At 54.6% G+C, this 22,503-nt stretch carries 17 protein-coding genes and 1 pseudogene; 15 read left to right on the top strand and 3 right to left on the bottom strand.

The annotated features are described in order from the left end of the window. Positions 1-14 precede the first annotated feature (14 nt). Positions 15-1,424: a UDP-N-acetylmuramate:L-alanyl-gamma-D-glutamyl-meso-diaminopimelate ligase gene (gene mpl / locus HS105_11680; GenBank protein ID MBE7517246.1), complete on the top strand. Its 1,410-nt coding sequence runs from the start codon at positions 15-17 to the stop codon at positions 1,422-1,424. Positions 1,425-1,434: 10 nt separating this feature from the next. Here the strand turns inward: mpl and dacB are convergent, their stop codons facing one another. Further along, positions 1,435-3,087, bottom strand: coding sequence for a D-alanyl-D-alanine carboxypeptidase/D-alanyl-D-alanine-endopeptidase (dacB, locus tag HS105_11675; GenBank protein MBE7517245.1), 1,653 nt, complete (start codon positions 3,085-3,087; stop codon positions 1,435-1,437). A 191-nt stretch (positions 3,088-3,278) separates the two neighbouring features. On the opposite strand from dacB, the gene HS105_11670 reads away from it, so the two are divergent. The 6 genes from HS105_11670 to HS105_11645 all read left to right on the top strand — a co-directional run bounded on the left by HS105_11670 (position 3,279) and on the right by HS105_11645 (position 11,057). Further along, on the top strand, positions 3,279-6,104 hold the full coding sequence (locus tag HS105_11670) for a VCBS repeat-containing protein (GenBank protein MBE7517244.1): 2,826 nt from the start codon (positions 3,279-3,281) through the stop codon (positions 6,102-6,104). A gap of 150 nt (positions 6,105-6,254) precedes the next feature. Continuing rightward, positions 6,255-7,568, top strand: a complete 1,314-nt coding sequence (locus tag HS105_11665) for a thymidine phosphorylase (protein ID MBE7517243.1) — start codon at positions 6,255-6,257, stop codon at positions 7,566-7,568. 1 nt (position 7,569) lies between these two features. Further along, a complete protein-coding gene (locus HS105_11660) occupies positions 7,570-8,640 on the top strand; it encodes a BMP family ABC transporter substrate-binding protein (protein MBE7517242.1) in 1,071 nt (356 codons plus the stop codon). Between the two features lie 42 nt (positions 8,641-8,682). Beyond that, positions 8,683-8,940 carry a hypothetical protein gene (locus HS105_11655; protein MBE7517241.1) on the top strand — a complete coding sequence of 86 codons (258 nt, stop codon included), beginning with the start codon at positions 8,683-8,685 and terminating at the stop codon, positions 8,938-8,940. Next, positions 8,930-9,331, top strand: coding sequence for a type II toxin-antitoxin system death-on-curing family toxin (locus HS105_11650; protein MBE7517240.1), 402 nt, complete (start codon positions 8,930-8,932; stop codon positions 9,329-9,331). Before HS105_11655 ends, HS105_11650 begins: the two co-directional genes overlap by 11 nt. Before the next feature lie 232 nt (positions 9,332-9,563). Next, complete coding sequence (locus tag HS105_11645; GenBank protein ID MBE7517239.1) at positions 9,564-11,057, top strand: ABC transporter ATP-binding protein; 1,494 nt, start codon at positions 9,564-9,566, stop codon at positions 11,055-11,057. Between the two features lie 105 nt (positions 11,058-11,162). Here HS105_11645 and HS105_11640 read toward each other — a convergent pair whose 3' ends face one another. Together HS105_11640 and coaD are read right to left on the bottom strand one after the other, a co-directional pair. Continuing rightward, entirely contained in the window at positions 11,163-12,353 is a 1,191-nt protein-coding gene (locus HS105_11640; protein MBE7517238.1) for a pyridoxal phosphate-dependent aminotransferase, read from the bottom strand. A gap of 82 nt (positions 12,354-12,435) precedes the next feature. Further along, a complete protein-coding gene (gene coaD, locus HS105_11635) occupies positions 12,436-12,933 on the bottom strand; it encodes a pantetheine-phosphate adenylyltransferase (protein MBE7517237.1) in 498 nt (165 codons plus the stop codon). A gap of 153 nt (positions 12,934-13,086) precedes the next feature. On the opposite strand from coaD, the gene HS105_11630 reads away from it, so the two are divergent. The 8 genes and pseudogenes from HS105_11630 (at position 13,087) to HS105_11595 (ending at position 22,450) form a co-directional block, all read left to right on the top strand. Beyond that, positions 13,087-13,761 (top strand): HAD-IB family hydrolase, encoded by a 675-nt coding sequence (locus HS105_11630; protein MBE7517236.1) that lies wholly within the window; start codon positions 13,087-13,089, stop codon positions 13,759-13,761. A 108-nt stretch (positions 13,762-13,869) separates the two neighbouring features. Then, positions 13,870-14,298 (top strand): annotated as a pseudogene (gene tnpA, locus HS105_11625) (IS200/IS605 family transposase). Positions 14,299-14,427: 129 nt separating this feature from the next. Then, positions 14,428-16,029, top strand: a complete 1,602-nt coding sequence (locus tag HS105_11620) for a DUF2088 domain-containing protein (protein ID MBE7517235.1) — start codon at positions 14,428-14,430, stop codon at positions 16,027-16,029. Positions 16,030-16,072: 43 nt separating this feature from the next. Further along, positions 16,073-16,303 (top strand): type II toxin-antitoxin system Phd/YefM family antitoxin, encoded by a 231-nt coding sequence (locus HS105_11615; protein MBE7517234.1) that lies wholly within the window; start codon positions 16,073-16,075, stop codon positions 16,301-16,303. Then, positions 16,290-16,652 carry a type II toxin-antitoxin system VapC family toxin gene (locus HS105_11610; protein ID MBE7517233.1) on the top strand — a complete coding sequence of 121 codons (363 nt, stop codon included), beginning with the start codon at positions 16,290-16,292 and terminating at the stop codon, positions 16,650-16,652. The genes HS105_11615 and HS105_11610 overlap by 14 nt, the downstream gene beginning before the upstream one ends. Positions 16,653-16,851: 199 nt before the next feature. After that, positions 16,852-17,382 (top strand): ORF6N domain-containing protein, encoded by a 531-nt coding sequence (locus HS105_11605; GenBank protein ID MBE7517232.1) that lies wholly within the window; start codon positions 16,852-16,854, stop codon positions 17,380-17,382. A 90-nt stretch (positions 17,383-17,472) separates the two neighbouring features. Then, positions 17,473-17,877: a GIY-YIG nuclease family protein gene (locus tag HS105_11600; GenBank protein ID MBE7517231.1), complete on the top strand. Its 405-nt coding sequence runs from the start codon at positions 17,473-17,475 to the stop codon at positions 17,875-17,877. A gap of 37 nt (positions 17,878-17,914) precedes the next feature. Continuing rightward, on the top strand, positions 17,915-22,450 hold the full coding sequence (locus tag HS105_11595) for an AMP-binding protein (protein MBE7517230.1): 4,536 nt from the start codon (positions 17,915-17,917) through the stop codon (positions 22,448-22,450). Positions 22,451-22,503: the final 53 nt, after the last annotated feature.

The following is a 22,503-nucleotide window of genomic DNA, read 5'->3' as shown; positions in this document are numbered from 1 at the left end:
GCGTTCTGTAAAATATGCACTATCACCTCATCGGAATTTGCGGCACCGCGATGGCTTCGGTCGCCGGAATGCTGCAGGCACGCGGCCACCGCGTTACAGGTTCGGATCAGAACGTTTATCCGCCTATGTCAACGCAGCTTGCTGCGCTCGGCATAGAGATAATACAGGGCTACAAGGCCGAGAATGCCGACCTCGAACGCGATGTAACGATCGTCGGGAACACCATAATGCGCGGTAATCCCGAACTGGAAGAGGTGTTGAACCGCAAGCTGCTCTATCGTTCGCAGGCTGAGGTCGTGCGCGAGGAATTCATACGCGGCCGACGCTCGCTGGTGATCGCGGGAACGCATGGCAAAACGACAACGACATCACTCGCGGCCTGGATGACCGAGGTCGGCGGGCTTGATCCGACATTTTTGGTCGGCGGCGTGGTTCAGAATTTCGGCCGGAGTTTCAGAGTAACGGACAGCGATCATTTCGTTATTGAAGGTGATGAATACGACACTGCATTCTTTGATAAGAAGCCAAAGTTTATGTCGTATCTGCCGGAGATCGCGATCATAAATAATATCGAATTCGACCACGCCGATATCTACAAGGATCTTGATGCTGTCAAGTGGCAGTTCTCACGGCTGATGAACCTTGTTCCGGGCAACGGCCGCTTGATCTGCGGTGTCGATTCGCCGGTCGTGGTGGAGGTGCTTGATTCGATGCGGGGAAAACTCTTCACGAATGTCGAGACGTTCGGGCTTGGCGACCGTGCAAAATGGCAGGCACGCAACATCGGGTTCTCGGCCGAAGGGACGAGCTTTGAGATCTATCGCGCCGGCGAAAAGTGGGGCAGCTTTCGCACAAAAATGATCGGCGAATTCAACGTCCGCAACTGCCTTGCGGTCATAATTGCCGCTGATGCGTGGGGTATCTCACAAGAAAAGATGCAGGAGGCGTTTGATACCTTCGAGTCGGTAAAACGGCGGATGGAAGTTCGCGGTGTCGAACGCGGCGTTACCGTCATCGACGATTTTGCACATCATCCCACAGCTGTTGACGAGACGCTCAAAGCCCTCCGCCAACGCTATGCGGATGACCGCCTGATAGCTGTTTTCGAGCCGCGTTCTCGTTCATCGCGCCTTTCAGTTTTTGAGGATGACTATAAAAAAGCGTTCGCTCACGCCGACAAAGTGATAATCGCCGGCGTTTTCAATCCTGAGGATGCAAAGCGCTTCGGCAGTGAACTCCTCGATGTAGAAAAGCTTGTCGCAGACATTGCCGCGACCGGAAAAGAGGCTGCGACCTTCGCGGACGCTGATGCGATCGTCGAACATCTGGCGCCTGAAATGCGCGCCGGCGATGTGGTCGCCGTGATGTCGAACGGCGGCTTCGGCGGCATCCATGAAAAGCTGCTCGACGTACTGCGGCGTTAGCGTGCAGAGATCATTGATCGACCTTGCCGGCAAAATTCGCAAGGTCAACCACAATTGAATCGATAAGCGAGATGCGCTTTTGCGTGTCAGGCACGCCGTTGACGATGAACGACACTGCCAACTCCTCGCCGCCTGCGGTCTTGAGATAGCCGGAAAGCGCAGAAACCTGATCGACCGTGCCGGTCTTGCCGTGGAAGTTGCCGGCCGCGGCCGTGCCTGCAAACCTTTTCCGCAATGTTCCGTCCGCTCCGCCGACAGCAAGGCTGCTTCGCCATACCTGAGCATTCCTACTTTTCGCCATATATGTGTAGAGCGTGATCACTGAGGACGGTGTGATCTGATCGTGGCGCGACATTCCGCTGCCGTCGTACTGCAGAACGGCGTCAGCAGGAATGCCGATCTCAGTGAGGAATTTTTTTACTGCCGCGAGCCCGAGAGCCGAACTTGGCCCCGAACCGCCGCTCTTACGTCCGGACTCTTCGCCGAGAGCCCAAAGAATGGTCTCGGTGTACATATTCTGGCTGGATTTCATCGTCTTTGCGGCGATGTATGAAAGCGGCGGCGATTCTACCTTGCCGAGAAGGTAAGTCGGCGCGTTCGTACAGCCGTTACACACCGCCGGAGGTGAGCTGACCGAAAAGGCACGGCCGGTTACGATAATGCCCTTTGCGGCAAGCCGTTGTTTCAGCAGCTCGATATAAAGGTCGGCGATGTGTGAGAACGGGATCGCGACCTTCTTCTCTTTTGCGTTCGTTGTCATCACGCCGTTCACTTCAACGACGTTCTGATCGATCAACCGGTTGATCTCAACAGTGTCGCTGCTGCCCGTAATGCAGTTATTGATGATCTTTACGAGCTGTGTTGACGGCAGGATCGACACGATGCACGGCCCGCCTTTTGTACCCGGACGGATCGAAACATCTACCACATTGTCATTCATCGGCAGTGCGGAGATGCTTGCACCGTAATACGCCGCGAGATCGTCCCATTCCCACGTCGGCGGAATGGCAAAGCCGCGGAAGTAGCTTTCATCGCCGATCAGATCACCCTCGATCCTCTTAACGCCGGCGGCGGCCAGCTTATCCGCGACCATATCGAGAGCACGGAAATAGTTCGTCGCTGAAGGGAATGCAGGGTCGAATGATGTTGACATCGAGATATCGCCGCGTCCGTAGATGCGTACGTTTCCCTTGACAGTGCCTGCGGGATCGACAGGGCCTTCGCCGATGATATCGGTGATGAATTTGAAATCAGGCCCGAGCCGTTCGATCGCCGTTGCGATCGTGAAATTCTTCATATTTGACGCGGGAATGAAGTACTTGTCGGCATCACTCTCAAAGACGACCTTGCCCGTTGCCAGCGACACGATCTTTACGCCGACGCGGCCTCGTCGAACATCGGGCGAGAAAAGCTTTTGACGGATCTTTAACTGTAATTCTTCGAGGGTCGGCCCCGTCGCGTTCGGCGTCGGTTTTGGAGCGGCCGCTTCCGGCGTAGGTGTCGGCGTCAAGGTCGGGGCACTCGTAACGACCACCCTCGGACGTGGGGTCGGCTGAACCTGGACCGATCGCCACGCCGCCGCCGATATTTGATTGCCGTGGGCCACAATGCCTACAAATACCGCTGCAAACAGAACGGCCGCAGCCGTTGAACGCATCTTCATACGGCTGATTTTACCCGACCTCTGGATGTTCTGCACAGTTTATTTCACTCGATCATTATTTGCGGCAGAGCTGTCCTCCGAAACGGCCGCATAATTCCTTTGGCAATACCGTAAAAACTGCTAAAATGTGCGGGAATACTCCTGAGAACCGAAAAGTGTCCCGTTGTATCACGCGTCAAGAGGTATTTAGAATGCGTCGGCTTAAACTCAGCATCATTTTTGCTCTGATCGGAGGGTCCGCGGCCCTATATCTACTGCCGTCGCGAACGACGAGCGTTAAGGGCAGAATTCTCGATGCTCCGCTCGGCTCGCCGACGAATGTTTCTGCGTCGGATGGTAATTACGCCCAGAAGATCGAGGTCTCGTGGGAGACGGTTCGTGATGCAACACTCTACCGCGTCTTTCGCAACGATACGGAAAACTACATTACAGCCGTTGATGTCGGAACGACCGAGGCAAATTATTTCTTTGATACGCCTCCGGCCGCTGCGACGCCCTACTATTATTGGGTTCGTGCCGAGAATGGCGGCAACGTAAGCCAGCTCAGCCGAGGCGATGGCGGTTTTCGAGCCGTGGTTACTGGCGACCCGAACGATTTTTTTCCGCTCGAACCTCCGCCCGCACCGCCCGAGAATCCCATAACCGCCGCAAAGGCGTATCTTGGCAAGGCATTGTTCTGGGATGAGCAGCTTTCATCAACGAATACTGTATCGTGCGGCACCTGCCATCGGCCCGGCGCAGGCGGTAGTGACCCGCGGACGATCTTCAACGATGATCGGGCGCGAAATCCCGGCTTTGACAACGTCTTTAACACCGCTGACGATGTCTTCGGCTCGCCGGGCGTGATAGACAACAACGCGAACGGACTCTACAACTGGAACAGCCTCTTCAAATTCCGAGAGCAGGTAACCGGCCGCAAATCGCCGACCTATCTCAACGCGGGCTACACGCGCAACGGTTTGTTCTGGGACGGCCGCGCCGGCGACGTTTTTCACGATCAGATAACGAACGACGTCCTTCTGACCGCATACGGAGGCCTCGAAAATCAGGCGGCCGGCCCGCCGGTCAATGCGGGCGAGATGGGTCATAATGGCCGTTCTTGGGTCGATGTCGCTGCCCGCATTCAAAACGTAAGGCCGCTCGCCCTCGCGACACATATCCCGCCGGCACTTAAGAACTGGATAAGCGGCCGCTCATATCCGGAGCTTTTTAGGGAAGCCTTCGGTACGCCGCAGGTCACGCCGGCTCGGATCGCGATGGCGATAGGGACGCATGAGCGTACGCTCTTCTCCGACCGCACGCCGCTTGACGAATATGCACAGGGCATTTCGGAGCTTCATCCGGACGAGGACGGCGGCCGTATCGTCTTTTTGACGAACTCGTGCATAGCGTGCCATGGCGGGCCGCTGCTCAGCGACGGAAATTACCACAACATCGGCGTACGCCCGCAGTTCGAGGACCGCGGCCGCGGCGCTATCACGGGCCTTCAGGATGACGACGGCCGCTTTCGCACCCCGTCACTGCGCAATGTGTTCCTCCGCTCGCCGTACTTTCATAACGGCAAGAAAGAGGCGATCGAAGGAGTTGTCGAATTCTATCGTATAGGCGGTGAGTTCAATGCGCCCAATATTGATCGTGACCTGATCCATCCGTTATCGCTGACGAACGAACAGCGGGCTAACCTTGCGGCATTCCTAAAACGCCCGCTTACCGATCCGCGTGTCCGCGATGAGACGGCCCCATTCGACCGGCCGAGGCTTTATACCGAAAGCGAGCGCGTGCCGCTGATACATGGTACCGGCCGTGCGGGCTCCGGCGCGCGTGTGCCTGATGCGACAGCCATCGAACCGCCGATGCTCGGCAATCCGAATTTTACGCTCGGCGTCTCGAACGGTCTCGGCGGTGCTGCCGCAAAACTCGTCATCGACTCTGCGGATCCGGGCGTCGGCGCATCAGTTCCGACGATCGGCAGCTTCGGCGTGTACACCATTACACTCGCCGGAACCGGAAGCGGTAACGGATACGGCAGCATTGCACTTGCCATTCCGTCCGATCCGGCCTTTGTCGGCCGCACATTCTACGGCCGATGGTACGTAACTGATGCCGGTGCTGAGAACGGCTTTGCCGTGTCGCGCTTGATTCAATTCACGATCTTCAGTCCGGTACAGCCCGGAACCGCGTTCGACTTTGACGGGGACGGGAAGACGGATATCGGGATCTATCGACCGAATGGAGTGAACGGCTCGGAGTGGTGGATATCAAAGAGTTCGAATGACGGAGTGTTCGCAACGCAGTTCGGTGCTGCGACAGACAGTGTTGTTGCGGCTGATTACACGGGCGACGGCAAGGCTGATGTGGCGTTCTGGAGGCCTTCGACAGGCTATTGGTATGTTCTCCGCAGTGAGGATATGACGTACTATGCAACACCGTTCGGAGCAAACGGCGATGTGCCCGTTCCTGCGGATTACGATGCCGACGGAAAAGCCGACACAGCAGTGTTCCGTCCGTCGAACTCCACTTGGTACATAAACAACACAACGGGCGGCACTACGATCACAGGCTTCGGAGCGGCAGGCGACAAACCCGTCGCAGCGGACTATGACGGCGACGGCAAGGCTGACATTGCCGTATTCCGTCCGAACGGTGCGAATGGTGCCGAATGGTGGATACGCAAGAGTTCGGATAACAGCGTGTTCGCAACACAGTTCGGTTCTTCGACGGACAAGGCAGTGCCTGCCGACTACACGGGAGACGGCAAGGCTGACATTGCATTCTGGACATCAGGGGGAACGTGGTACATCCTTCGGAGCGAAAATCTGACATATTACGCGGATCAGTTCGGGACGACAGGCGATGTGCCTTCGCCGGGCGACTATGACGGCGACGGCCAGGCAGACGCAGCGGTGTTCCGTCCGACCGGCAGCACTTGGTATGTGAAACGCTCGACCGCCGGCCTTCTGATAAAACAGTTCGGCTCAACGGGCGACATTCCCGTCCCAAGCATCTTCGTCCGCTGACATTAACTCACACGAGCAGGCCGCCTGAGAATAGATCGGGCGGCCTTTTTATGCTTTGAAGCGATTCGGCTTGCGGCCCGTCCGCTTACGGCAACGATACGTCGGTAGATTCAACTTTGAGCGGAGTTGTGCGAAACTTGTTCAACCGATATGCGTCCACAGGAAATAATCGCACGCAAACGTGACGGGCATGCTTTGAAGGATGGCGAGATCGCCGAGTTCGTCGTCGGCCTTACGACAGGCACGTGGGCCGACTATCAGATCACGGCACTTGTAATGGCGATGATCCTTCGCGGGCTGAACCTGCGTGAGCAAAACTCGATCACGCGCGAGATGCTGCACTCCGGCATCGTGATGGATCTTAGCGATATCGATGCGCCAAAGGCGGACAAGCATTCGACCGGCGGCGTCGGCGATAAGACATCGCTGCTGATAGCGCCGTTAGCGGCGGCTTGCGGCATCGCTGTACCGATGGTGTCGGGCCGCGGGCTTGGCCACACGGGCGGCACGCTCGACAAACTCGAATCCATCCCGGGCTATAACGTCAACCTCTCATTCAAGCGATTAAAACAAGTGATGAAGGCGTGCGGCTTCGGGCTTATCGGCCAGACGATGCAGATAGCGCCGGCGGACAAGCGTCTTTACGCGCTTCGCGACGCGACGGCGACCGTGCCGTACATTCCGCTGATCGTGGCGTCGATAATGTCCAAGAAACTTGCCGAGGGACTTGATGCCTTGATCCTTGATGTAAAGACAGGCTCGGGTGCATTCATACGGAAGCCAACCGAATCCATAAAACTCGCAAAGGCTCTGTGTGAAACCGGCCGATCATTTGGCGTGACGACGCAGGCCCTCGTAACCGATATGAGCCAGCCGCTCGGTAAATTTGTCGGCAACGCATTGGAGGTTTACGAGTGCATAAAGATCTTGCGGGGCGATGCCGAACCCGAGATGCTGCCGACACTCGAACTTTCTGTCGAGCTTACTGCGAAAATGCTGTTGATGTGCGGTATCGCAACGAATAAGGCGGACGCTAAGGACAAGATACTTTCGGTGCTCCGCTCGGGCGAAGCACTTGATCGTTTTCGCCGCAATGTCGAGCTTCAGGGCGGCGATCCGCGTGTGTGCGACAAGCCTGACAGGCTGCTGGAAAAAAAGCTGTTCACGCTCGATATTCGCGCTGCATCTAAAGGATATCTGACGGCAGTCGATACATTTGCGGTCGGCAACGCGGTATGTATGCTCGGCGGCGGACGAGTAAGGGCTGAGGATACGGTCGATCATACTGTAGGCTTTGCGTCGCTCAAAAAGGTGGGCGAAAACGTTGCCAAGGGCGATGCGGTCGGCACTGTCTATGCAAGAAAGGCCGACGATGCGACGGCGATTAGCGAAATGATACGAAGTGCCTATAAAATATCAACGGAAATTCCGAAAGCGGTAAAATTTATTCGGGCAGCGGTCTGATATGAGATATCGAAATATATTTTTGATCATCCTTGCTTTGATGTCGGTATGGTTTTTGTCGTCGTGCAGCCCGCGAGTTGCGGCGCGGCGCCCGGGCTGCAAGGTGAACGTCGGGATCGTCTTTGACATCGGCGGTAAGAATGACCGCTCGTTCAACGCGGCCGCATGGGAAGGCGTCAAACGTGCCGAAGAGGAGCTTAACATTTGCCTCTTTGACGTTGAGCCGGGAAACCCGACCTCGATCGAGCCTGCGATGCGGGCGTTTGCGGAGAAGAATTTCGATCTGATCTTTGGTGTCGGCTTTGCTCAAGGGCCGATCATGCAAAAGGTCGCGTTGGACTATCCGAATATCAAGTTCGCCATCGTTGACGGTGTGATCTTTGAAAAGGACGGCAAGACACCGCTCAGCAATGTCGCATCGCTCGTATTCCGTGAGCATGAAGGCTCATATCTCGTCGGGATGATCGCCGCTTCGAAATCGAAGACAGGCGTGCTCGGCTTTATCGGCGGAATGGATATACCGCTGATACATAAGTTCGCGACCGGTTATGCTGAAGGGGCGAAAAGCGTGAATCCGAACATCAGGATCATCGATAACTATGTCGGTGTAACGGATGCCGCCTGGAATAATCCCGGCAAGGGCAAGGAACTCGCACTTGCACAGATCGAACGCGGTGCGGATGTCATTTTTACCGCTGCGGGCAACTCGGGCCTCGGGGCGTTCGACGCCGTCGAGCAATACGGGAAAACGAACGGCGAGGCGAATAAATTCGTTATCGGCGTTGACTCGAATCAGAACGGCGTCAAGCCCGGCTACGTACTGACCTCGATGGTGAAGCGTGTTGATAATGCCTGCTACGACGTTGTTAAAGAGGTGCTGGACGGCAAGTTCCAGGGCGGCTTTCACGTTTTCGGCCTCGATAAGGACGGCGTAGCCTACGCAATGGACGAGAATAACCGAAATGACCGCGGCGAATCGCTGATCCCGGGCGATGTCATTCTAAAGGTCGAACAGGCAAAGGCCGATATCATCTCAGGCAAGATCAAAGTTACGGACGCAATGGCGAATTGATCTGGACGCATAGTAAACGGTGCTATAATTCGAGGACAAAAAATGGTAAGCAACGCAAAATCCGATAAAGACAAGCCTATCAAGGTTGTTGGGCGCTCATGGGTATTGGATCTGCCTGCTGATTTTGCTCGTGAGAACAACCTCGAGAAAGGGACGCAAGTGCTTATCACATTCAAGGATGGCGATCGAGTGAGCGCCGAAGTCCTGCCGCCGCTCTCGAAACGGGCACGAAGCGTGGCTGAAAAGGTGATGACCAAGCGTCGAAAAGTGTACGAGGAACTAAAGCGAATTGGCGACTGACGGGCCGGTATATCTCCCTGTCGAAGAGGCGATAAGCCTGCATATCTGGTTGATGCGGTCTTGGGATGAGATATATTTCGGCGTAGATCGCCGAGATCTGATCGAGTCAGCCCTTGCACGACCGAAGCAGGCGGCGGCCTATGACGACGCCGATCTTATTCGGCAGGCGGCAACGATGTGCTTCGGCCTAATAAAGAACCATCCGTGGGTTGGAGGAAACAAGAGGACCGCAACCTTCCTTATGGAAATATTTCTGGAGTTGAACGACTGTGAGCTTGCGGCAGAAGATAATGAGATCGTTGATGCTGCTTTGAAAATCGAAGCGGGCAAATGGGGTATTGACGAGATCGAGGGTTGGTTACGCCCACACGTTGTACCGAAAGGCGACTAGGTCGCGTGAGTGTTCTGAAACTGATAGTTGTGATCGGTTTTTCATCTTTCTTTTTCTTGACAGCGGCTCGGTCCTGATGATCACTGCCAGGGTTCGTGCAGTTGTCTTAGAAGCTGCGTCATCGCCGGCAATGTTCAAGAAGTGCTTCTGGGTCAATGGCGCCGTCGCCATATTGATGGTTGGCCTCGTAGTTTATCTGCTGGGTTCGAGCTTCGGCCCGCACTGATCTTATATGTTAGAGCTTAGAAATATCACAAAGACCTTCGGCAGCGTTATCGCGAATAACGATGTTTCTTTGACCGTTCATAAGGGTACGATCCACGCGATCGTCGGCGAGAACGGCGCCGGAAAATCGACCATCATGCGCATCGCGTACGGCTTTTACAATGCCGACAGCGGCGAGATCCTGGTTGACGGCAAGCCGGTCTCGATAAAGACGCCGCATGATGCGATCGCGCTCGGCATCGGCATGGTGCATCAGCACTTTATGCTTGTCGATACGATGACCGTTGCCGAGAACATAATCCTCGGTGCCGAGACAGGTTCGGCGGCAAGCCTCGACCTTGAAAAAGCTAACCATGACATAAAAGCGCTCTCTGACAAGCTGAGGCTTGGAGTCGATCCGCGGGCCGTGATAGAGGATCTGTCCGTCGGGCAGCAGCAGCGTGTTGAGCTGTTAAAGGCACTATATCGAAACGCCGAGCTGCTTATCTTGGATGAGCCGACCGCGGTTCTTTCGCCGCAGGAAGTTGACGAATTCTTCAACATCCTTCGCCGTATGAAGGAGCAAGGCAAGACCATTATCATCATCACGCATAAGCTTGACGAAGTGTTGGCCATATCGGACGAAGTTACGGTTATGCGTGACGGCCGAGCGGTCGGCAACGTCGCGACGAGCGAGACGAATGCAAAGGAACTCGCTCGTATGATCGTGGGCCGCGACGTGCTTTTGCGTGTTGAGAAGACAAAGGCCGAGCCGGCAGGAACGGTACTTGAGGTCAAAGAGCTGTCGGTCGAAGGGAAGCACGGGTTGGCGGTGGACGGTGTTTCGTTCTCGGTTCGTGCGGGCGAGATAGTCGGTATTGCGGGGATCGAGGGCAACGGCCAAACGGAGTTGATCGAGGCACTTGCGGGGCTTACAAAACCGAGCTCAGGCTCATTTGATTTTAACGGCCGCGATGTAACACGCCTTTCGGCACGCCATCTGAAAGAGCTTGGTATCGCACATATCCCCGAAGACCGCCACAAGCGCGGCCTTCTGCTCGAGTCCGACCTTGCGGAGAATGCCATACTCGGCGTTCATTACCGCCCGCCTATCGCGTCATCCGCAGGTTTTCTGAGCAACGCGGCGATCGCCGGACGCGTCGGTGAGATAATACGCGATTTTGACGTGCGTCCGTCCGATCCTACGCTTGCGGCGCGTTCGCTCTCTGGCGGCAATCAGCAGAAGCTGATTATCGGCCGCGAGTTCGAGTTACACCCCAAATTACTGCTCGTTTCACAGCCTACCCGCGGTGTCGATATCGGTGCTATCGAGTTCATTCACCGCAAACTCATCGGCCTGCGCGATGCCGGCACGGCAGTGCTGCTCGTTTCCGCCGAATTAGAAGAAGTAACGGCCCTCGCCGATCGCCTGCTCGTAATTCGCGAAGGCAAGATCGTCGGCGAGGTTGACCCTCTCGTAACCTCTACCGAGGACATCGGCCTGATGATGACCGGCGGCTGAAGTAAGAGTACGGCCACGAATGCGCGAATGCGGAAATGGCTAAGACAGCGCAACTTCGTTCGAGCCGTCGGTCATTTCTGAGCGCATAATGCCGCCGTGTCTTTTTTAGCGCGTGCCGAAGAGTTCGCGCAGTGCGGTCATTGCACGTTCGAGGTTGTGGAGCGATGTTGCGTACGAGATACGCAGGAAGCCTTCGGCACCAAAGCCCGCGCCGTCCGTAACAACGGTGTGAGCATGCTTCAGCATAACTTCGGCGACGTCTGCGGAAGTATGAAGTTTCGCACCCAAAAGCCCGCGAACATCAACGAACGCGTAGAACGCGCCTTCCGGCATGGCACACTTTAATCCGCGGATCTCATTCAGCGCCGGCACCAGCCAATTTCGGCGTTTCTCGTATTCATTTGTCATCAGCGCGACGACCTCAAGCGTTTTATCAAGGTCGCCGAGTGCCTCGGCACAAGCGTATTGCACGAATGATGTCGGGTGCGTTGCTGAGTGGCTTTGCAGCTTGACCATTGCTTTTGTCCATTCCGGGTCGGCTATCGTATAGCCTATGCGCCAGCCCGTCATCGCATACGTCTTTGAGAAACTGCCGGCAATGCAGATGTATTTGCGCATCGCAGCAGGCAGGCTCGCTGCCGAGAACGGCTCCGCCGGCGGATAGACAAAGAACAGATAGCACTCGTCGGTGATGACGTAAACGCCCTTCGACGCACAAACCTCGAAAATGCGAATAAGTTCATCCTTTGGTATGACGCGGCCCGTCGGATTGTTCGGCGAGTTGATGATCAAAAGCTTTGTCTTATCCGTGATCGCGGCGGCAACACTGTCCGCCGTCAGGATGAATTCAGTCGGCTCGGTGTCGATATAAACCGGCACCGCTCGGCAGAAATTCACGATCTCGGGGAACGTTACCCAATACGGCTGCGGTATCAGCACTTCGTCGCCCGCGTTGAGCAATGCACACGCGGCATTGAATAATGCCTGTTTGCCGCCGCATGCCGCGGCTATCTCGTTCGTCGAAAGTTCCGCACCGAATCGCTTCGCATAAAAATCAACGATCGCCTGCCTGAAGTTCGCGAGGCCCGCCGCCGGCGTGTATTTCGTAAAGCCCTCATTCAGCCCGTCTATCGCGTAATTCCTTATGAACTCAGGCGTTAAAAAATCAGGCTCGCCGACCGACAGATCAATGACGTCAATGCCTTGCGCCCGCATCTCAGATGCCATCTGCGCCGCGATCAATGTCGATGAGCCGTGCATCGCCGAAACTGCTTCGGAAACAGGGAATGAACTCATAATTGTCTATTGTGCCATATCGAGGCGGAATGGCTAATCAGGCGGTCGCATTTATCGGCCCGAGCAACCTTGCACTCATTTCTCAGGCGCCGGGATCAAGTTTCTCTCGCATTCGGGCTTCGACCTGTGGCGGAATGAGGCCTCCGATGCGGCCGCCGAGCAAAAAGACCTGCTTCATAAGGGTCGATGAAACGTACGAGTATTCTTCGCCTGCCATCAGAAAGACCGTCTCTATCGAAGGCTCAAGCCGGCGGTTCATCAACGCCATTCGCAGTTCGTATTCGTAATCGCTCACGGCGCGAATGCCGCGAACGATCGCTGAAGCGCCCGATCGGCGGGCGAATTCGGCCGTCAGGCCCGAGAAGCTCGCAACCGTGAACCTGCAGCCGCTGCCGTCGATCAGCGTCAGCGCCTCGCGTATCATCTCTGAACGCTCTTCGACGGTGAACATCGGGTTTTTGTCAGGATTATTCAGCACGCCGACTATCATTTCGTCAAAAAGCGGTGCCGAGCGACGAAGAATGTCGAGATGGCCGTTCGTTAATGGGTCAAAAGAGCCGGGAAAGAGTGCTCGCCGCATATGATGTATTTACAATGTAATTACAAAATGTAATTATTTTGTAATGAGTTGCTCAAAATCCTATTGCTTCGCTCGGATCGGTGCTAATATAAGCTCTGTTAACTATCAGGTCCGGGCCATTTTTGGGTGAGATTACGATAGCACATCGCGTCTATGAATAAAAACGGACAAGCGGCGGCATTTTACGACCTTGAAGGCACACTGGTAAGCACGAACCTCGTCCACACGCTCGCATTTTACGCAAAGCGGCAGCAAGGGCTTTGGCAGACCGCGCGCAAGAGTGTCGAGACGCTCGTAAAGCTGCCGTTTTTCGGCGTTACCGACCTGTATTCGCGCAACGTCTTTAACGAGGTCTTCTTCCGCAGCTACGAGGGCTTTTCGCAAGATCGGCTTCGGTATTTTTCTGACGAACTTTTTGAGGAAGTGCTGAAGCCTGCGATCTTTCCGGGCACTGAAGAACTGATCGCACAGGGAAAGAAGATCGGGCAGCGGCAGGTCGTGCTGACCGGCGCGTTGGACTTTACCATCGCGAAATTGATGGATCATCTCGGCATTGATGATTATGTTGCGAACCGCCTCGAATTCGTCAATGGCTATGCGACGGGCCGCGTTCTGCCGCCGGTGATGGCTTCGGCGACAAAGGCGAAGTGGATACGCGAATACGCCGAGCGTGAGAACATAAATCTGTCAGAGTCTTATGCATATTCGGATTCGATATCCGATCTGCCGATGCTCTCGATCGTCGGTCATCCGGTCGCCGTTTGCCCCGACTTTCGCCTGAAACAAACGGCCCTGCAACACGACTGGGCGATCTTGGATCTGAAATGATCTCTGCTGCCCGCAACGCGGGTGACAAGCATAAAGCCTGGGGCGTGAGCCCCAGGAAACGGATTGGAAATTGGTAAAGCCCGCAAAGCGGGCGGCAGCGTCAAACAAATGGGTCAGTCGTACACAAATTTGATCTATCACATCGTCTTCGGGACGAAGGAGAGACAACAGCTAATTACGGGGGAACGGAAAGTGCGGCTGTATGAATACATCGGCGGGATCATTCGAAATCTCGGTGGTATTTTTCTGGAGATAAACGGTATGCCTGATCATACTCACGTTTTGGCAAAACTGCGGCCCGACAAGGCACTATCCGATGTGCTCAGAGACATTAAAGCAAATTCAAGTGGATGGATGCACGATGTATTTCCTGAAACGAAAGATTTCGCTTGGCAGCGTGGATATGGCGCGTTTACCGTCAGTGCGTCGCAAATCGAGAAGGTTCGTCGATACATTGCCGAACAGGAGGTTCATCACGCGAAGCGCGATTTTCGGGACGAGTTCATTGAGTTGCTGGTTAAGAACGGGGTCGAGTTTGATGAAAGGTATTTAGAGATCGGGACGCTGCCGCCCGTGGCTGCGGGCTTGGGTGAGATTTGTTGACGAGTTCCTAGGGCTGACGCCCTAGGCTTTATGCTAGCCGCCCGCGATGCGGGCTAAGAAATTATGGCACTTCAGCTAAGACGAAAAACGCACGAGTCGATCGTGTACATTGACAAGGATTCGGCGCCGCGGATCATGCCGAACGGCGAGGATTTCATCCTTGAGGACATACCGGTAGGGACGCGGGTGATCTATCCGAATCCGCCGATCAAAGGCCTGCCGAACCGCGAGGCGGCGATACGCTATGCGGTAAATCATCCGTTCGAGATGGAGCCGCTGTATGCGCTGCTCGAACCGGGAATGCGCGTAACGATCGCGCTTGACGACATCAGCATACCGCTGCCGCCGATGGCGACGCCCGACATACGGCAGACGATGCTTGAGGTCATCTTGGATATGTGTGCGGCGAACGGAGTTGATGATATCCACCTGATCATCGCGAATTCGCTCCACCGCAAGATGACCGAGTGGGAGATGAAGCGGATGGTCGGCTCGAAGATATTCGACGAGTTCTACCCTGACCGATATTACAACCACGATGCCGAGGACGACGACAACCTGATCACCCTCGGCCACACGCGGCACAATGAGCCGCTTCGCGTGAATAAGCGTGCGATCGAGAGCGACCTGCTGATCTACGCCAACGTCAATTTTGTGCCAATGGACGGCGGACATAAGTCTGTCGCGGTCGGGCTGTGCGATTACGAGTCGCTGCGTGCGCACCACGAACCGCAGACGATACGCGACTCTGACTCGTACATGGATCCGCCGAAGTCGGCGCTCAATCACAAGGTCATCCGGCTCGGCAAGCTCGTTGACGAGGCCTGCAAGGTCTTTCATATCGAGACGGCTCTTAACAATCGGATGTTCGGCGAGGGCTACGACATACTCACGCGGAACGAGGACGAATTCTCATTCGCCGACCGCCTCAAGTGGGAAGCGATGAAACGCACGTTCTCAAAGCTGCCGCGTGCCGCACGCCGAAAGATGCTGCATGCGATACCGGCACAATACGAGATGATCGGCTGTTTTGCGGGCCGTACCGAACCTGTTCACGAAAGGATACTCGAGCTGAATTATCGGCAGTACGAGATACCGGTCAAGGGGCAGTGCGACATCCTGATCTCGGGCATTCCGGACATTTCGCCCTACAATGTCTATTCGGCGCTCAATCCGCTGCTCGTGCAGGTGATGGCCCTCGGCTATCACTTCAATATGTATCGCAACAAGCCGCTGCTGCGAAAGGGCGGCGTGATGGTCATCACGCATCCGTGCTTTGACGAGTTCGATCATAATTTTCACCCGTCATATATCGAATTCTTTCATCGCCTGCTGCCCGAATCGCGTGACGCCTTCTATCTGCGTGAGAAATACGAGCGTGAATTCGCTTCAAATCCGGCTTATGTCGAGATGTATCGCCGCGGCAATGCCTATCACGGCGCGCACCCGTTCTTTATGTGGTATTGGGGCGAAAATGGGCGTCAGCACGTCGGCAAAGTTATAGTCGCGGGTGCCGAGAATGCTCACGTCCCCGAAATGCTCGGCTGGGAACGCGCCGACAACCTGACCGAGGCAATTGAAATGGCACGATCATATATGGGCCGCAACGCCGAGATCACAATGCTCCACCAGCCGATCATTGGGCTTTGCAGCGTGACGGATTAAAATGACTGGTCACCTGACTGGTCATTATGATAAGATTTGTGTTATGAAAGCTAAAACACGAACAATTAGCGTAACGGAATTTAAGGCAAAATGCCTAAGTATCTTTGACAATCTAGAGGCCGAGGGCATCGTCGTTGAGAAGCGAGGTAAACCGGTCGCCAAAGTCATACCAATTAAGCCCAACAACTCCGAATGGATAGGCTCGATGAAAGGGCAGATCAAGATACATGGGGACATAATGTCGACTGGAATCAAATGGGATGCTGAATCTTGACACGCACATAGTTGTAGATGGATTGATCGGCGATCTCTCGGTGCGCGAACTCGACTTGCTCGAAGGCGTACCTGTTGCTATTTCGGGCATCGTTTTGTGGGAAATTTCAAAACTCGTACAACAGAAACGGATTTCCATTGATGTTGATGGCGTTGCATTCAGAAGATTTCTTCGACAGGCAACGGTTTATCCAATAACCTTGGAGATCGCCCGCGCTAGCACCGCGCTTGATTTTCAATCCGATCCGGCAGACGAGATCATCGCGGCAACGAGCCTTGTTGAAAAAATACCGCTGATTACGCGCGACCGGAAGATATTGAAGTCGAAAATTGTTCCATTGGCGATATAACCGAAGCCGTCGCCGAAGACTATAACGAAGGGATAACGATGCTGCATCAGCCGATCACCGGGCTTTGCAGCGTAACGGATTAGTAGCCGTTGGACAGCGGTCAGTCGTCCGATCGCAGAAGTTGCAGTTCCAGATCGTAATCGGACTGTTCAAGAATAAAATGAGCAAAGAGACCGAACAGAATCAGGCTTTGGCCGTAATGCAAGAGGTCGAAAATAAAATTTACGTCATCCGTGGGCAACGCGTGATGTTGGACAGTGATCTAGCTGAGGTTTATAAGGTCGAAACGCGCGTATTGAAACAGGCGGTTAGGAGGAATCGACATCGATTTCCTGATGATTTCTTATTTGAACTTACCGAAGATGAGATATCACAGCTGGAAGCTTCAAGGTCACAAACTGTGACCTTGAACAAAAGCGGCTCAAAACGCGGTTCGAATATCAAATACGCTCCATTCGCTTTCACCGAACATGGTGCGGTTATGCTTGCGAGCATTCTTAATAGCCCGACGGCGGTTGAGGCTAGTATCGTTGTCGTGCGGGCTTTTGTAAAGATGCGGGCTGTTTTGGCATTGCACAAAGATTTGGCGAAACGGGTTGACCAACTGGCAAAGGTCGCCGCAAAGCATGAGGGCGATTTTGATGTCGTGTTTCAGTTATTAGGCGAGATCATGCGCGATCCGAAGCGTTTGAAACGGAAGATCGGATTTGTTGGAACGAGGAAGAAATGAGTCAGGAATTGCCCTTAGGGAAACACGAGTTTTATCCGCACGAATTCATTGAGGTCATGAGCTTTTCCTTTGAAAGTCAGTTTAACGGAGGTGGTCGTGGGCGAAAACTTAAAGCGCATTGGATCTATAGGCTTTAAGCCTGTTGGCAAATGGAAACTGGTTGAGGGAAAGCTAGATTTCGATCTCTTTGATGAGCCGGAAAGTGCCAATATTCTATATGCATTTGTTGTTGATAGTGAAGTAATGTACATCGGTAAAACGGATAGAGGGCTTAGAAGTCGAATGTTAAATTACCGAAACGCTCACGTTTCGCAGACTACAAACACACGCAATAACGAGGGTCTTGTTAAATGCCTTTTACAAAAACAATCGGTTGAAATCTATGGACTGTCCACCGATGGTTTGTTCCAATACGGCGGCTTTCACATCAATCTCGCGGCGGGACTCGAAGACAGCCTTATTGATGAGCTGAAGCCTCCGTGGAATGTGAATTGAAAAAGACCGTGGACGAAATGCTTGTACCAATCAGGAAATGAAACTATCACCAACAGAGATATTTAAGGGCAAGACGATATTTTTTATCGGCGGGACGGGCTTTGTCGGCAAGGTTACGCTCTCGATGCTGCTACATAATTTTCCCGCGATCGGAAAGGTCTATGCGACCGTCAGGGCTCGTGATGCGAATGAGTCGAACATAAGATTCTGGACGAGCATTGTGACAAGCCCGACGTTCGATCCGCTGCGTGAAAAGTACGGCGACGGATTTGAGGATTTCATTCGATCGAAGGTCGTACCGGTGAACGGTGATGTCGGCAATGAGTATCTGGGCCTCGACGAAGCAGAGGCCGAGGCGATCATGGCCGACACCGATATCATCATCAACGGCGCGGGCAACGTTACGTTCAATCCGCCGCTTGAGTCGGCCCTAAGGACAAATGTTGTCGGTTCGAATAACATAATTAAGCTCGCGCGGATGATGAAGAAGCCGCGGCTTGTGCACGTTTCGACGTGCTTTGTTGCGGGTAAGCGTTCCGGGCCGATCTGGGAGAATGAGCCGGTCGTCGGATATTTCCCGCGAAAAGATGAGCTTGTCGGCACAACGTTTGACGTCATGCGTGAGGTCGAGGACTGTGCCCGCTTGAGCGAGCAGGCGCGTCAAGAGGCCAACGATGCCGTGCAGGCCGCAAAGTTCCGCGAGGCGGCGCGCGCTCGGTTCATCGAGGAAGGCCGCGACCCGGACGACGAAAGCGAACTGAAATCCGCGATATTTCGGGAACGCAAGATGTGGATCCGCGAGCGTACGACGGAGCTTGGCGCCGAACGTGCGGAATATTGGGGCTGGACAAATATCTACACCTACTCAAAATCGCTCGCCGAGCAGATCATCGCTTCGCAGGATGACATCGTTAAGTCGCTTGTCCGGCCTTCGATCGTCGAATCGTCGCAAGCGTATCCGTTCCCGGGATGGAATGAGGGCTTTACGACGACGGCTCCGCTTATTTTGATCGCGCTTCGCGGCCAGCCTGTGATTCCGGTGAATGAAAAGCTGATTCTCGACATTATTCCGGTCGATATGGTCGCTGGTGCGATACTTGCGGCTGCGATGAATGTTCTGATCGATGATCATCCGCCGCTCGTTTTTCAGGCATCTTCCGGCGACTCGAACCCGAACGATATGAAGCGTATCGTCGGGCTGGTCGGGCTTTACAAACGCAAGCATTTTGAAGAAAAGGACACCGGCAATAAGATCGCCAATAAACTCGCGGGAATGATAGAGACAAGCTCTGTAACGCAGCGCACATACGAGCTGACCAGTGCTCCCATGCTCAATAAACTCGCCAAGCGTGCCGACGCCCTAATGGACAGGGCGGCACCGCGTTGGGGCGGCGGCCGTATCGGCAATATCATTTCAGATCTGAAAAAGACGACCGAAGGCTTTAAGGAATCGACGCAAACGACGATAGATGCGTTCGGGATGTTCAAGCCGTTCATGATCGATAACGAATATCTTTACCGTTCCGACAACGTCCGGGCGTTGCAGGCGATGATCAAGGAGAAAGAGAAACCGCTGCTGCCGTGGTATCCCGAAAGGCTCGATTGGTACGACTATTGGCTCAACGTCCACTTTCCGGGTATGCGCAAATGGGTGCTGCCGACGCTGGAAGAAGAACTCAAATCGGTCGAAAAGCGTGCTTATACCTACAAAGATCTGCTCGATCTTTTTGACACGGCGACAAAGCGTTTCGGCACACGCGTCGCAATGCGCATCGAGCGTGACGGCCGCAAAGAGCAGTACACATACGAAGATGTGCGTGAGTTGGTCTATCGTGCCGCCGGGTTCTTCGCGGCGAACGGCATCGGGCCGAACAGCCGTGTCGTACTTTTCTCGAACAATATGCCCGAGTGGGGCATTAGCTACTTCGGGATCCTGAAGGCCGGAGCGACGGCGATACCGATCGACCCGTCGAGTTCGGTCGATGAAGTGATCAATTTTGCGAAGGCCGGCGAGGCTGCCGCGATCGTGATCTCGCCGAAGTTGCTTGAGGAAAACAGCGGCTTGCCGGGCCGGCTGCGGGAGGTTTGGAACGCGGATGATCCCGTCCGCAATAGTGCGAAAGGCAAGAAAGATGCGGATCTGTCGAAGGTGTCGAGCGAAGGAGACGGTCTCGCGGCAGGCAGCGATGCGGACAAGAGCGTCCGCGTTCCGGCCGTGTGGACATTCGACGATGTCTTTGAGATGCATCCTGAGGTCGAAGAGGCGAAACGCAACGCCCTTTTGCCGCCTAAGGTTCCGTCAAACGCCATCGCATCGCTGATATTCACTTCTGGCACCACCGGCACGCCAAAAGCGGTGATGCTGTCGCACAAGAACTTCGTCAACATGATCTCGATGCTTTCGAGTGTACTCGATATGGACATCACGGACGGTGTATTGTCCGTGCTGCCGATGCATCACACATTTGAATTCTCTGCCGGCTTTTTGACGCCGTTCGCGAACGGAACGCAGATCACCTATCTTAACGAATTGACGGCCGAGGACCTTTCACACACGATCGAGAACGGGCACGTAACGGGCATGGTCGGCGTTCCGGCGCTTTGGGAAATGCTGCATCGCCGCATAAAGACACGCCTGCGCGAACGCGGCGATTGGTTCGCAGACCTCGCCGACAATATCATCGATTTTAATGCGTGGATACGTGATAACACGCCGTTCAATCTCGGGCCGATCGTCTTTTTCCCGATCCATCAGGGTATGGGCGGCAAGATGCGTTATTTGATCTCGGGCGGCTCGGCACTTACCGAGAAGGTGCAAAAGGATCTGCACGGCCTCGGCTTCACCGTGCTCGAAGGTTACGGCCTTACCGAATCATCGCCTGTGCTGACGGTCGCTCGGCCGGGCAACAAACTCCTGAAGGGAAGTGTCGGCAAACCGCTTCCCGGCGTCGAGGTCAAGATCGACTCGCCTGACGAGAACGGTGTCGGCGAAGTGTTGGCACGCGGGCAGAATGTAATGGTCGGCTACTTTAATAATGAGGAAGCGACCGAAGCCGTTCTGCACGATCGATGGCTGCGCACCGGCGACCTCGGACGGCTTGATGAGGACGGAAACCTGTTCATCGTCGGACGTTCGAAGGATGTGATCATAGACTCGAACGGCAAGAACATTTATCCCGACGAGATCGAAGAGCTTTATGGTAAGTCGCCTTATATCAAAGAGTTAAGCGTCGTCGGGCTGCCCGATGAAGATGCGGGCGAAAGGATCGCGGCGCTTGTCGTGCCTGATTATGAATACGACATCACACTCAATCGGAGCGAAGCGAATAAGAAGGTCGAGGAGCATTTCCGCGAGATATCGGCCGGCCTGCCGTTCTTCAAACGCGTAAAGGTACTGCACCTTACGCCGTTCGAGCTGCCGCGTACGGCGACACGAAAAGTAAAACGGCCCGAGGTCGTTGAGATGCTTCAAACGCTCGAAGGCCGCTCGCGTTCAAAGACGAAGAACATTGTCGAGGCAAAGGGCGACGACAACGCCCTTTGGATCAGAAAGATCGTCGCGACCGTGTCAAGCAGGCCGCTGTCCGATGTCGCAATAGATGACAAGCTTTTGACACTAGGATTTGATTCGCTGATGTTCGTCGAGCTTCAGGCCGCGGTTGAGGATGCGGGCGGCCGCGTAATTTCACCGGATACGCTGAACGAGGTCCAGACGGTGCGTGAACTGCTTACAGCTGTCGATCGCGTTGACCGGTCGAAAAAACTCGCCGATGAGCCTGAACTGAAAGAGAAGGATGAAGAGAAGGAGATATACATTCCCGGCATCGTCAAACGCATCGGTAATGCAGTGGTCGATCTGGCCCAGGACACGCTCTACTCAAACGTGCTCGACACACACATCGAGGGCGAGGCGAACGTGCCGCAGCATGTGAATTTCATTGTCGCGCCGAATCACACATCGCATCTCGATACAGGGTTGGTAAAGCGTGCTCTCGGAAAAGGCGTTGCCGAGCAAACGGTCGCCGTTGCTGCCGCCGATTATTGGTTCGATACGAAGTACAAACGCGCGTATATGAATAATTTTACGACGCTCGTGCCGATCGAACGCACAGGCAGCCTGCGGCAGTCGCTTAGGCATGTTTTGCAGATACTCAGAGACGGCTATAATGCGCTGATCTTTCCGGAGGGCGGCAGGCAGAAGAGCGGCCGTATCGCGGAATTCAAGCCGATCATCGGCTACCTCGCGTTAAATCAAAAGATCGGCATTCTGCCGATATACATTTGGGGCACATACGAGGCCTTCCCGAAGGATATGGTGATACCGCCGCGGAAAAGTATCGGTGCGAGTATCGGCGCAAAGGTTGGTCGATTTCTTGAATATTCAGAGCTGAAGGAAATGGTCGCTGGAGTGCCGAATACTGAGGCGTATCGCCTGATCGCTGCCCGCGTTCAGCACGAGATCGAGAATATGCGCGACGGCAAACGCGAGCCGTTCGATGTCGCAGCGACGCGAAAGGCATGGAAGGCCGAGCGACGAAAGAGCCGCAAACAGGAACCGGTTATCGATGAATAGGAGCAGTTACAGAGTGCCTCGCGTGAATGTGATGATCTTTTTGAAAGGTAAGG

Origin of the sequence: Chloracidobacterium sp., from assembly GCA_015075585.1 — a bacterium.
GTDB lineage: Bacteria > Acidobacteriota > Blastocatellia > Pyrinomonadales > Pyrinomonadaceae > OLB17.
This window is presented reverse-complemented; position numbering and strand designations above follow the sequence as displayed.